Source organism: Synechocystis sp. FACHB-383 (genome assembly GCF_014698605.1).
Lineage (GTDB): Bacteria > Cyanobacteriota > Cyanobacteriia > Cyanobacteriales > Microcystaceae > Synechocystis > Synechocystis salina.
Genome location: NZ_JACJTJ010000043.1, coordinates 29,424 through 41,841 on the forward strand (window position 1 = coordinate 29,424; position 12,418 = coordinate 41,841).

General features: G+C 51.7%; 7 protein-coding genes. 4 read left to right on the forward strand and 3 right to left on the reverse strand.

What is annotated here, in order from left to right; genetic code table 11:
• Positions 1-200 precede the first annotated feature (200 nt).
• The 3 genes from H6G45_RS12940 to H6G45_RS19860 all read left to right on the forward strand — a co-directional run bounded on the left by H6G45_RS12940 (position 201) and on the right by H6G45_RS19860 (position 6,953).
• Positions 201-6,143: a translocation/assembly module TamB domain-containing protein gene (locus tag H6G45_RS12940; protein WP_190598833.1), complete on the forward strand. Its 5,943-nt coding sequence runs from the start codon at positions 201-203 to the stop codon at positions 6,141-6,143.
• Positions 6,144-6,318: 175 nt separating this feature from the next.
• On the forward strand, positions 6,319-6,768 hold the full coding sequence (locus H6G45_RS12945) for a hypothetical protein (RefSeq protein WP_242018164.1): 450 nt from the start codon (positions 6,319-6,321) through the stop codon (positions 6,766-6,768).
• Positions 6,769-6,824: 56 nt separating this feature from the next.
• Positions 6,825-6,953, forward strand: a complete 129-nt coding sequence (locus tag H6G45_RS19860) for a hypothetical protein (RefSeq protein WP_255512813.1) — start codon at positions 6,825-6,827, stop codon at positions 6,951-6,953.
• Between the two features lie 252 nt (positions 6,954-7,205).
• On the opposite strand, the gene H6G45_RS12950 is transcribed toward H6G45_RS19860, so the two are convergent.
• From H6G45_RS12950 to H6G45_RS12960, 3 genes are all read right to left on the reverse strand, one after another.
• Complete coding sequence (locus tag H6G45_RS12950) at positions 7,206-8,087, reverse strand: phosphatidate cytidylyltransferase (RefSeq protein ID WP_010872218.1); 882 nt, start codon at positions 8,085-8,087, stop codon at positions 7,206-7,208.
• A gap of 136 nt (positions 8,088-8,223) precedes the next feature.
• Complete coding sequence (cbiT, locus tag H6G45_RS12955) at positions 8,224-8,817, reverse strand: precorrin-6Y C5,15-methyltransferase subunit CbiT (protein ID WP_190598890.1); 594 nt, start codon at positions 8,815-8,817, stop codon at positions 8,224-8,226.
• Between the two features lie 147 nt (positions 8,818-8,964).
• Positions 8,965-11,496, reverse strand: a complete 2,532-nt coding sequence (locus H6G45_RS12960; RefSeq protein ID WP_190598834.1) for a glycogen/starch/alpha-glucan phosphorylase — start codon at positions 11,494-11,496, stop codon at positions 8,965-8,967.
• Positions 11,497-12,011: 515 nt separating this feature from the next.
• On the opposite strand from H6G45_RS12960, the gene phaP reads away from it, so the two are divergent.
• Positions 12,012-12,281: a phasin PhaP gene (gene phaP, locus H6G45_RS12965; RefSeq protein ID WP_190598835.1), complete on the forward strand. Its 270-nt coding sequence runs from the start codon at positions 12,012-12,014 to the stop codon at positions 12,279-12,281.
• Positions 12,282-12,418: the final 137 nt, after the last annotated feature.

Below are 12,418 nucleotides of genomic sequence, written 5' to 3' on the forward strand. Positions count from 1 at the left end.
TGGGGCAAAAACTCGGTTAATAAGGCCGTTGTGACCCGAAAAATTTGCAAACCCTACCTAATTTGACCAATTTGTTCTAACAGTTCGCCCTAGACCACTTTCTCCGCTAAAACAGAAACTAACCATCCCTGGCGGCGGTCTAGTCCATTTAGACCCCATGGTCAGTGAGTCGTGAACTGAGTTGATTTTGCCAAGTACCCATGAGCAACAATCCTTCCCCTCACAGTGCGGGGGCGATCGCCAAATTGAGACGTTGGCTAACTAGACCCAGCACCCTGATCACCCTGGGGGGTCTGGCGGTGGTGGGTACGGGCCTGTATCTGGGAGGGCAACACCTGGCCTACCGGGAAGCATCACCATTTTTAGAGTCGGAATTATCCAGATTGTTGGGGCGGCCGGTGGACATTGGCCCGGTGGAGGATTTTCGTTTACTGGGGGTAAGGCTGGGCAATTCCTCCCTACCACGGACGGTCGATGATGCGACGGCGATCGCCATTGAAGCCATTGAAGTGGATGTCAATCCCCTACCTTTTTTGGTGGGCAGGCCGGTGGAGGTTAGGGCCACCATTGTTAATCCCCAGGTGACCCTGGAGCAACAGCCTACAGGGCAATGGACCACCATCACGTTACCGGAGGGGGACAAACCCTTTTCCCTCCCCCTGGATTTAACGGTGGGGGTGACGCTGGAAAATGCGCAACTGCAACTGTTACCCCAGGGTTTTCAGCAAGCAGTGGAAATTATCGCCGCCGGCCAAGGAGGTTACCAATATCGGCGTCAGGATGATGGCCCCCAACAAACCGTTAGTTATGACCTGGGGGTGCAATTAGCTGGCAGTGATCTCCAGGCCCAGGGGCAAACGGTCCTCAATACGGGGGAAAGTCAAACCGATGTCACTATTAACCGCCTCGATTTACCTGCTTTAGCCAGTCTTTTACCCCCTTTACCCGTGACAGTGGAAAAAGGCCAGGTGTCCGGACAGGTGCAGGGTACCCTACCCAGTTGGCAACAGTGGTCCGCTTTGCAAACCGTGGGCGATGTTAAGTTGGCGCAACTCCAAGCCCGCATCGATAAGGTCAAGGCCCCTTTGCAAGTCGGTTTAGACCTGGGATTGACTGGGCAAAAGTTGCAGATTAACCAGGGCACCATTAACCTCGGCCCCCTCAATGCTGTGCTCCAGGGCACCATTGACTGGCGATCGGGCTACGATGTCCAGTTCAGTACCAAGGCCATTGACACCGCCGCTTTCCTGGATACCATTGCTGTCCCCCTACCATTACCGATCACAGGGGAAGTCCAGGTCCAGGGAAAGTTAGAGGGGACCCTCACCGACCCCCAACTCCAGGGCCAGTTGACCAATGTGGCCACGGTAACCCTGGATCGAGTTCCTCTGAATCGCTTGGGGATTAATTTCCGGGCCGATTTAGACCAAGTTACCTTGGCTGATGTCAGTTTACGACCTGTCAGTGGAGGGGAAATCCAAGCTCGGGTACAGTCCCCCTGGAAACTACGGCAATTACTAACCCCCGAAGCGGCCCAGTGGCGGTGGCAGGCCATTCCCGTGACAGGCCGGATCAGTGGGGCGATCGCCACCATGGCCTTGTTGGATACCTACGACTTGAATTTGCAACAGGTGGAGATTGGCAACCTGGGTTTTTCCGGCCAGGCTGGGGGCACCTTGGGAAATCCCCGTTTAAATTTGCAATGGCAAACCAGCGACGGCGATCGCCAGGGCCGTCTTAACCTAGGCACTAGGGGGGAAGCTAATTTAGTGGGGCCCCAATTAACCCTCACCCAAGCGGAAGTAAGCACCAACCAGGGTTCCTTGACAGTGCAGGGCCAGGCCAATTTTGCCCAGGACCGTTGGCAAGCCCGTTGGAACACGGCCCAATTTCCCCTGCAACCCCTTTTGCAAAGCCTGTGTGGGCTAGAAAAAAGTAACTTTTGCTCCCCCCAACTGACAGCGCAACCCCTCACCCTCACCAGGGGCCAGGGCAATGTGAGCGGGGAAATTTTTGCCTTTGACCCCAACGTTTGGCAGGGCAATGCCGAGATTCAACTCGCCAGTCAGCAACAAACCGCCGCCATTAGTGCCAATTTGACCAGGGGGCAAGTCCAAGCAGAGGTAGAAGCCCGCAACATTGCCGTCAATCAATATGTGCCTGCTTTAGCCGCGCCGGTGGCCCTCTCCCTCGTCAGCGCCCAAAGCCAATTCCCCTTGGCCCCTCTATTGGCAGGGCAGTTACCCCTGGGACAAATACAGGCCCGCAGTCAATTTACGGCCCTGGTGGACGATCGCCAAATCACTGGCAATGCCCAATTGCAGGCAGGTACAGTACAAACCAATGCCACCCTGGGGGCGATCGCCCTTAATCCCTTTTTACCTGGGTTGCCGGTGGCAGCTAGGTTAAACACAGGAGAAATCCAGGGCAGTGCCTTTGTGGGGGACATTAATACCTGGGCAGGTGTGCGCAACTTTGACCTCAACCGTCTCCAGGGGGAGGGCCAGTTAAAACTCACCGTTGCCAATGGCCCCGTATCGGTAAACGGTACTCTGCTCAATGGCAACCTAGGGGCGATCGCCAATGTGGGGGCCATTCCCCTCAACGCCCTCGCTCCAGAAATTCCTGTCCCTGCCCAAGTGCAGAGAGGACGTATCTCCCTGGGGGCAAATCTGGCCGACCTGGTGCAAGCCCAACCGGATTTGAGTCAGGTAGCGGCGATCGCCAATGTGGATTTGGAGGTGGCGGGGGGAACTGTAACCAGTGTGAGTGCCCTGAAAAATCTCACCTGGCAAAGTCGACTCACTGCTAGGGAAATCAACCTCAATCCCCTACTAGCCAAATATGGTGGCACCGATGGTTCCGCCCTGGCCCCGGTGGAGGGGGAAGTTCGACTAACGGGCAACTTAGCTAATTTATTTACGACCGCTAATAATGCGGGCACCATCCCCGTCACAGTGCAACGGGCCGCTTTCCGTAGTGGACCCCAGAACCTCAATGCCGACGGCAAGATTACCATTGGCAACTTCCGCCAACGCCCAGCCCTGACCAATGTTAATCTCAATGTCCGCAATGGCCTCAGTTTTGCGCCCCTGCCCATCGATGTCCTACTGACCCTACTGCCCCTGGCCCCGGAATTTCGCCCCCAAGCTTTGGCCATGGAGGGCACCAGTCAATTTACCGGGCAGTTAACGGGGCGTAACGTCACTGGCTTGGCAGATTTAAAATTAGCGGGCAATCTGGAGATCAATAACTTAGCCGTGAATGGTTTTGGCTTTGAGCCCCAATTGCGGGGCCCCCTGTCGGTCCAGTTAAACCAAAATGTTCTAGTGGATCTCCGGGGGCAAGTGGATCGCCTGGCGGTGAATTTCAAACCCTGCCGGGGCAATTGCCTGTTTCCCTACCTTCCCAACAGTTTTAACCTGCGTCAGGCCTATGGTCGGGAGCAACCCATCCTCGCCCAGGGCAAACTCAACGGCGATCGCCTCGCCATGGAAGTGAAAGATTTTCCCCTCGCCATTTTAGAACTGCGGCCGGGGCTACGTTACCAAATTGCCGGGCAACTGGATGGCAACCTCAATGCCGACCTTGTAGTTAACCTCCGTAACGGTAACGGCCAGGGTAATTTGGCCATTGATGCTGTCAGCCTTGGCTCCTCGGCGATCGGTGAAGTGACAGCGGCCCTGGGCTATCAAAATCAAACCCTACAACTCAAACAAGGCCAGGTTAAAACCCCCATCGGTCAATATCAAGCCCAGGGTTCTCTCAACTTCAGAACTGAAGCCATCCAAGCTAATGTAAACGTCAACGGTGGGGAAATTGCGCCCCTGTTGACGGCGGCCAATATTTCCGATGTGGGTTCCCTACTGCGGCTTACGGGTTTAGAGTCCGTCCCCAAGGAATCTGCCGATATCGTTGGTCCCCTCAGTTTAGGCAACCCCGATGGGTCGTTGGAGAATCAGCTTAATCTCCTCTACGTCATTGACCAGCGCATTATTGCCCTCGCCCAGCAGTACGAACGGGGGGGGGTACCGACCCAGTTAAACGTCCAGGGAAATTTTGATGCGGCGCTTAATTTGAATGGCACCCTACGGGATCCGGCCCTCGCCCTCAAAGTACAGGGCAGAAATTGGAGTTGGTACCCCCAGGGGCCCTTTCCCAACATTGTGCCCCCCATTGGGCTAGTGATGAATGAAACCCGCTTCCTGCCCATTGAACAGTTTCAACTGGAAGCTAAATTTGCTGACGGTCGTCTGGCCCTACTACCCTCTTTTGTGCAAATTCGAGAATCTCGCCTGGGGGCAGAGGGAATTTTCTCCCTAGAAAAAACCCAATTGCAATGGTCAATTAAGGATTTTAATCTGAACAATTTGGACTCCTTTGTGGAAATGTCCTCCGCCTTTGGTGCCCGTCTCAACGCCGAAGGAAGTGTGGCCCTGACCGCCGCCGGCCCTGCCCTATCGGGAAAATTCAACTTTGACCAGATCACCCTCAATGCTAGGCCGGTGCCGGAAGAAGTGGGGGGACAATTCGATTACCAAAATAATTTATTACAATTAGTCACTTCGGAAGCTTCTCCCCTCTACTTGCGGGCTGATGTGCCCTTTTATTGGAATCCCCAGGAAGCGAAGGCCGCAGAGGGGCCAAGTACCTTTAGGGCTGAATTCAAAATTCCCCCCAATTCCTTGGAGTTGTTAGACGTGGTCAGTCAAGAACAATTGGTCTGGCTCGGCGGGGAAGGACAAGCGGATTTAAAGGTAGAAGGGGAAATTGACCAACATAACGGCATTGGCATTGCCGATCTTAGAGCCCTGGGTAAGGTCAGTCTCAATGGAGCACAAATTAGGAGTGCCGCCCTACCAACCCCGGTGCAGGTGGATGGGGAAATTCTGTTTAACAACACAACGATCGCCATTGAACAGTTAACGGGGCAACTGGACCAAAGTCGGATCGAAGTGGCCGGTGTACTGCCCCTATTTGATGCCCAGCCGGGCTTGGAAAATCCCCTCCAGGTCAGCATTAAACCGACCAATATCGCCATTCCCAATCTTTACCAAGGTAATTTAGCGGGGTTAGTGACCGTCGAAGGTTCTGCCTTGGCGCCAAAACTCACCGGAGACGTGGCCTTAGCCAATGGCAGGGTATTTGTGCCGGATCGGAGCTTGGACAGTCAACCAAGCCGCATTGCGGAATTACGCACCAGACTGGGTTGGTTCAAGGGCACAAGGCGATCGCCTTTGGTGGAACCCCAGTTGAACGACCTACGCATCACCCTGGACAATCTTCATATCGAGCAGGAGCCTCTTTATGTGTTTACCTTTGGTGGTGGATTAACGGTCAATGGCCCCCTGACTGACTTTAACGATCTGCGGGCCGATGGCACCATTAGCCTCGACCGGGGTCGGGTCAGCTTTTTTGATACCCGCTTTTTGCTCGATCGCCGGGCCCCCAACACAATTACGTTTTATTCAGATGAAGACCTAATTAACCCCAGCTTGAACATCGCCATGCGCACCATTGTGTCCGATCTGCCCCAGTCGGCCCGGATGCGTTCCCAGGAAACCAATGAATATCCCGACGACAGTCTGAATCAAATTGAGCGGATTGATGTGCGCCTCACCATTGACGGCAGTCTGAGCCAAATTTTGCCCAATATTAACCCCCGCTACAGCGCCGTTTGTGACCCCACTGTCACCTTCCGGCCGCTCACAGGGGTGGGGAGTTTTGATGAATTTCAACTTGATCGCCTTTCCCGCTGCCTACAAATTCTGGCCGCCCAGGGGGTAGAGAACGAACAAATTTTTAGCAATCCGGCCCTAAACCTGACCAGCAGTCCTCCCCGTACCGAAGGGGAAATTGTTCGCCTCTTGGGAGAACAGGTGATTGTTTTGGTGGATGCGCTCCAGGGCAAAAACTCCAGCCAGTTACTACAGGTGGGCATTACCCAACTGGCGATCCCGATGATTTTCCAGGGATTGGTCTACGACGTGGAAACGGCTATCAGCGACAAAATCAAGAGCACGGACTTCCGGGTGGTGCCTTTCCTCGAAGCTATCTATGAGGTGGAGGACAAGGGCTATATGCGTTTCACCTACGATTACAATTTCAGTCAGTTCATCATTCGCTATGAGAAACAGTTCTAAAACTGGCACCCTGGAAGCTGAAGCTAGTTTTTTGTTAAGGTGGGGCAAATTTCAGCTTTTGCGGTCCGGCGGCTTCCCCTCAGAATGGGGTGCTCTAGTTCCCAGCTAACGGGGAGTCACCAAGTCCCAATTGCTCGCCCCTACTTCTATAGATTGTGTTAGGAGAATTAGTCCCATGTGTGTTGGTTGCTTTGTTGTTTCTGCTTTTACCTTATTTATGCCCCCCACGGAGGCCCCTGTGCCCAATGGTTTGAACTTTGATGGGGCTCCCCCCGCCATGGAACAAAGCCAGGCGATCGCCAGACCCACGGCCGAGCAAGCAGAACTGGAACAATTGCAGGTGGCCATTGGGGAGATGGTGGCTTCTTTTCCAGATAACGCAGAAGGGCAGATGTTGAAAAATAAGTTTGGTGAATTAGAGCGGCAACTCCAAGCCACCGATGACTTGGCAGAAGCTAACAATATTTTGGATGAGGGTTTTGAGGAGATTAAGCAAAAGATCCTCGCTTCCCCCCATGCCGATGATTTGATCAGCCTCATGTACGAAATTCGGGAAGCCCAGTTTGAACTACTGCAGGTTTTTGCCCCCACCATCCCCAGCAACAAAAATGGCTGGTTGAGCTAACTTCATTGATTGGCTAATTTTTACCCTTCATTGCCCCGGCGATCGCCATAAAGGGCATGAATGATCGAAACCAAGCCACTTTCCAAAAAGCGAAAAACTCTAGTCGGGACACAGCGGAGACTGACATTGAAAGAATCAAGGCCACCATGGTCAGTTCTCCTGCGCCCCGTTATATGATGGCTTAGCAACTGTGGTTCCAGCGGCATGGAACAAAATGAAACTTGGGATAAACTCCAACCGACGAAAATGTCCACCCCAGCCTTTCGAGGAATAACCAGTTGGCAGGAACGGGAAGTTTCACAATCGCCCTAGAAAGAAACTAGTCTGAGCAAAGGTCAATTCTTGGGTATGGTTTATGGGCTATGTTCTATTTTCGCTGCCCAAATAGCCCCCTTCTGACCAAGGCGATCGCCAGAGAAAAACACAAAGACGTTCAATCAAAGATTGTTAAGCACGGGCAACAGTAAAACAACAAAATAATAAACTAGGGGAGCCGTAAAGACATAGCTGTCGGTGCGGTCTAAAATGCCTCCGTGCCCCGGAATTAATTGACCAGAATCCTTCACCCCCGCATCCCGTTTCATCATTGATTCCGTTAAGTCCCCCAGCAGACTGACTATGCCAATTAATAGGCCCAGTAAAGCGCCGGTGATTTCCCAATAGGGCCATTGTAAATACCACGCCCCCAATACCCCCACTAATAAACTACCTCCCACTCCCCAGAGGGAACCCTCCACGGTTTTTTTCGGGCTAATGTCCGACAAACGAGTACGCCCCAACCACTTACCCATAATGTAGGCGCCAATGTCCGCCGCCCAGATACAGGCAAAGGCGAGGATGGTCACCAGCAGGCCGGTGGGAAAATTTTCTGGATGGGCCCAGGACTCTGGCCAAAAGCCATTCAGGGGTAAGTGCAGTCCCATGGGGTTAACGGCTCCGTCCCCCAACCGTAGTCGGACCCAATAGCTTGGTAAATAGCCGCCATAAAACAAGCCCAGTAACGAGGTGGAAATATCGGCAATGGTGGCCATTTTGGGTTGAAACAGCAAATAAAAGCAGATCAACGCTCCGGTTAAAGGAAAAAACGCGTCGGTTAAGTGGGGGGTCACCGTGGCCGACAGTAGCAACATCAATGACAACACCATGGTGGTCTTAGCGGCTGGCGCAATGCCCTTAGCCCTGACCATTTGGAAATATTCCCGCAACCCCAGATAAATCACTAAGGCGATCGCCGCGCTAAAGTACCAACCCCCCAAAATTAACAGGGAAAACGCCAAGGCAATGCCGATGACCGCACTAATAATTCTCTGGGTGGGCATGGTAAAGGTAAAAAAGACCAAAAATAAGGGAAAGTGTCAACCCGGCACTGAACAAAATTCACTGTTTGTTAACCTTTTCTTAGTTTTTATTTTAGAACAGAAGCAAACCCCTAGGCCTTCTTCCCTATTTCCCCGACTAGGACAATTTTTCTCCCGCCAAAATAAAAGTGGGGTCCACTGCGGCAAAAACCTGTTGTAAGCCCCGTTTTTCCAGACGATTTACCCCCGCTTGCACCACCTCTACATTGCGGACCTGTAAGGCCGACAAAGTTTCAGAAATGCCATAAAGACTTTCCAAATTACTCGCCGTTGCCACCAAACGACCCCCAGGAGCTAAATGGGCCCAAGTTTCCTGCAAAATTTGCTTAATGGGCCGGCCTCCTTCAATGCAGATATGGGTGGGGTGGGCAATTAGCTGGGGTAAACAATCCGGGGCACTACCCTCATGGACAGTCACATTGCTCACTTCAAACCGTTCACAGTTACGGCGAATTAAGCCCGCTACTTCCTCATCCCTTTCCACTGCCACAATGCGACTACGGGGACACAATAAGCCCAGTTCCACCGGAATGGTGCCAGTGCCGGCCCCAATGTCCCAAATGATGGACTCCTCCTTCAACTGCAAAGCGGAAATAATCAGCAGGCGCACCTCCCTTTTGCTGAGGGGAATGCCCGGTAATCGTTCAAATAGGCCATCTGTAATTCCTGGGGTCTTATAGGGCCAGAGCATGGGCTTAGTTTCTCCGCTGACAGTTAAGCCACCATTGTCCCCCCATTGTTCTGGAAGGGGAAATGATGGCCGATACAATCCTAGTTTTGTCTGGGCCAATGGGGTCAGCCAGACTGTCGATTTATTTCTTTAGAGTTTAAAGACTAATCAATAATCAACATATTCAGGGTGATATTCATTCAAGGAAATTTTCACCGGAGGCACATTCCAAATTTCCTGACAATATTCCCGAATGGTGCGGTCAGAAGAAAATTTACCCATGCGGGCCGAGTTGAGAATAGACATCTTTGTCCATTTTTCCTGATCTTCATAGGTGTTGCTCACCTGGTCTTGACAATCCACATAGGCTTGGAAGTCCGCTAGCAACATATAGGGATCGTGGTGGAGCAGGGAATCAACAATGGGGCGGAACAGGTCGGGATTACCGGGGGAAAAATAGCCGTGGGCAATGCGGTCAATAACAGCCTGGAGTTCCGGATTGTTGTGGTAATAATCCTGGGGATTGTAACCCCCTGCTTTCATGGCATAAACTTCTTCCGCGGTGAGGCCAAATAGGAAAAAGTTTTCTGGCCCGGCTTCTTCGCGAATTTCAATGTTGGCCCCGTCCAACGTACCAATGGTTAAGGCTCCATTCATGGCAAATTTCATATTGCCCGTACCGGAGGCTTCCTTACCTGCGGTGGAAATTTGTTCGGAAAGGTCAGCGGCGGGATAAATCCTTTGCCCCAGGGAGACGTTGAAGTTGGAAACAAAGACCACCTTTAACCGGCCCCGCACATCGGGATCATTGTTAACCACTTCCCCAACGGCATTGATCAACTTGATGATTAGTTTGGCCATGAAATAACCAGGGGCCGCCTTACCACCAAAAATGAAGGTGCGAGGCACCATCACCCGTTCAGGATTTTGTTTAATGCGGTTGTAGAGATGGATGATTTCTAGGGCCGCAAGATGTTGACGTTTGTATTCGTGGATCCGTTTAACCTGGACATCAAATAAGGAATTAACATCAATTTCCACGTTGCGGTACTTGAGCAGGTAGGCCGCTAAACTGCGTTTATTATTCTGCTTGATTTCCCGCCAGCGACGACAGAATTCGGGATCATCGATAAATTTTTCGATTTGCCGCATTTCGTCCAAATTTTTTAGCCAACCATCACCAATTTTTTCCGTTACTAAGGCGGAAAGTTCAGGATTGCTGAGCAAAATCCAGCGGCGGGGGGTGACACCGTTGGTTTTATTGAAGAATTTTTGTGGCCACAGCTTGGCAAAGTCCTTGAGGGTATCCTTTTTCAACAATTCCGTGTGCAGGGCGGCAACACCGTTGATGGCGTGGCTTCCCACACAGGCTAGGTTGGCCATGCGGATTTTTTTGCCATGGTTTTCTTCAATGAGGGAAAGACTGCTCACTAGGGCTTCATCGTTGGGGAACCAGGTTTGTAATCCCGTCAGGAAGCGGTGGTTAATTTCGTAAATAATTTCCAAATGACGGGGCAGTAGTTGGGCAAACAAGTCCACCGACCAGCGTTCTAGGGCCTCTGGCATCAGGGTGTGGTTGGTGTAGGCAAAGGTTTTTTGGGTGATCTCCCAGGCCTTATCCCAGTCATAGTCATAACGATCCACAAACAGCCGCATCAATTCGGCGATCGCCACGGCGGGGTGGGTATCGTTGAGCTGGATGGCGGTTAACTCGTAAAAAGTATCAAGATTTTCGTGGGTGCGGAGGTGGATGCGAATTAAATCCTGCAGGGAAGCGGACACAAAGAAATATTGTTGGGCGAGGCGCAATTCCCGGCCAGCGGGGGTATTGTCATTGGGATACAGCACCTTGGAAATGGTTTCTGCGTCCATTTTTTCCGCCACGGCCCGGTCATATAAGCCAGAATTAAAGGCTTCAAAGTTGAATTCTTCACTGGCTTCCGCCTTCCAGAGCCGGAGGGGATTGACCGTATTGGTTTGGTAACCGGGCACCGGGGTGTCGTAGGGAATGGCGAGAATAGTCCTTTCGGGAATCCAGACTACTTTGGGTTGATTCTTTTCGTTGTGGATGATTTCCGTGTGGCCCCCCAGCTTCACTTCCACCGATTCATCGGCCCGGGGAATTTCCCAGGGGTTACCGAACCGCAACCAGTTATCGGGCACTTCCACCTGCCAACCGTCCTGAATACGTTGGTGAAAAATGCCAAACTCGTAGCGGATGCCATAGCCGATCGCCGGCACTTCTAGGGAAGCGAGGGAATCGAGGAAACAGGCCGCCAAACGCCCCAAGCCACCGTTGCCCAAACCGGGGTCCGGCTCCTGCTCAATAATTTCGTTTAAGTCCAGGTCAAATTCCTTCATTACCTGGTCAACTTTTTCGTAGAGTCCCAGGTTGATCAGGTTATTGCCCAAATGCCTTCCCATGAGGAATTCCGCCGACAGGTAACAGACCACCTTCACTTTGTCCTGCTTATAGGTGGCTACGGTCTTGATGAAACGATGCAACAGGCGATCGCGGATGGTATAGGCCAGGGCAACATAGTAGTCGTAGAGGGTTGCCTGGGAACGATCAATCCCCTGTAGATAGAAAAGGTTATCCAAAAAAGCCCGCTTCAGGGTGGCCACACTCATGCCAGTGCGGTCATCTTCAATTTTGATAGTGGGTTGGGGGGAAGTGTTTAGGGTAGATTGATCAATCATTGATTGTTCCTGATGAAAAAGTCGGGGTGACATCACCCAGGCTAGCCAACGCTAACTCAAAGTACAGAGGCTTGATCGCCGCCCATAACCGCAATGGTTACTCAGGCAATCCAGGCTTGCAACAGCGATGCTAACTTTAGAGTAGTGTAAGGTCTCTGCCAAGACTCTACACCCACCCCACCGAGCATTGTTAGGGACAGTTGACACAGGGGCGAGAAAAACTAACTTGCCCCCAGGTACCAATCTGAAATCATCGCAGTGAAGAAATTGTCTAGGGCAGCCGATGGCGATCTCCGGCCCTGGTTTTAATCTCAGCTTCTAGGGTTGACTGGAGAAAAGGAGGGGGGTAAAGGATGTCAGACTTTGGTGATATTCCCCTGGACTTTCCCCTGGGTGAACTGAGACCAGTCATTATAATGGAGACGTGCGATACCGATATCCATTGGAAGTGGTCTGCACCGCCCTGCTTCCCCTTAGACCTTTGCCTGTTTAGGGATATTAGCGGTTTTAGCCCTATGAACACCCAGTTTTTTGAAGAATACCAAACCCAGTTGCTGGACTGGCAGAAAAAGTTTTTTAGTACTTGGATGGAAAGCTTGCCCAAAGGCACCGCTGAAATTAAATTGACCGATACCTTTGAAACCAGTTTGAAATTACAAGAGGAAATGGTCAAAAGCTACCTGGAAGCCCAGGAGAAATCCGCCACGATGATGATCGATGCCCAAAAACAATTTTGGGATAATTATTTTCAAGCCCTACGACAACAGCCCGTACCGGCTAACTAGTTGCTGAACTGATTAAAATCTAAGAAATTTAAATCTGAAAAATGCCTCCAGGGAACCTCCGGGTTCTGTGGGGGTTAATTTTTTGGGGAAAATTTATGCAGTGGTTATTTTGAATTTGTTACTGGGCCGGGTGTTTA

Bases quoted from the DNA above. Each gene is read 5' to 3' on its own strand.
- H6G45_RS12940 (WP_190598833.1), top strand. From the start codon at position 201: ATGAGCAACAATCCTTCCCCTCACAGTGCGGGGGCGATCGCCAAATTG.
- H6G45_RS12945 (WP_242018164.1), top strand. From the start codon at position 6,319: ATGTGTGTTGGTTGCTTTGTTGTTTCTGCTTTTACCTTATTTATGCCC.
- H6G45_RS19860 (WP_255512813.1), top strand. From the start codon at position 6,825: ATGAATGATCGAAACCAAGCCACTTTCCAAAAAGCGAAAAACTCTAGT.
- H6G45_RS12950 (WP_010872218.1), bottom strand. From the start codon at position 8,087: ATGCCCACCCAGAGAATTATTAGTGCGGTCATCGGCATTGCCTTGGCG.
- cbiT (WP_190598890.1), bottom strand. From the start codon at position 8,817: ATGCTCTGGCCCTATAAGACCCCAGGAATTACAGATGGCCTATTTGAA.
- H6G45_RS12960 (WP_190598834.1), bottom strand. From the start codon at position 11,496: ATGATTGATCAATCTACCCTAAACACTTCCCCCCAACCCACTATCAAA.
- phaP (WP_190598835.1), top strand. From the start codon at position 12,012: ATGAACACCCAGTTTTTTGAAGAATACCAAACCCAGTTGCTGGACTGG.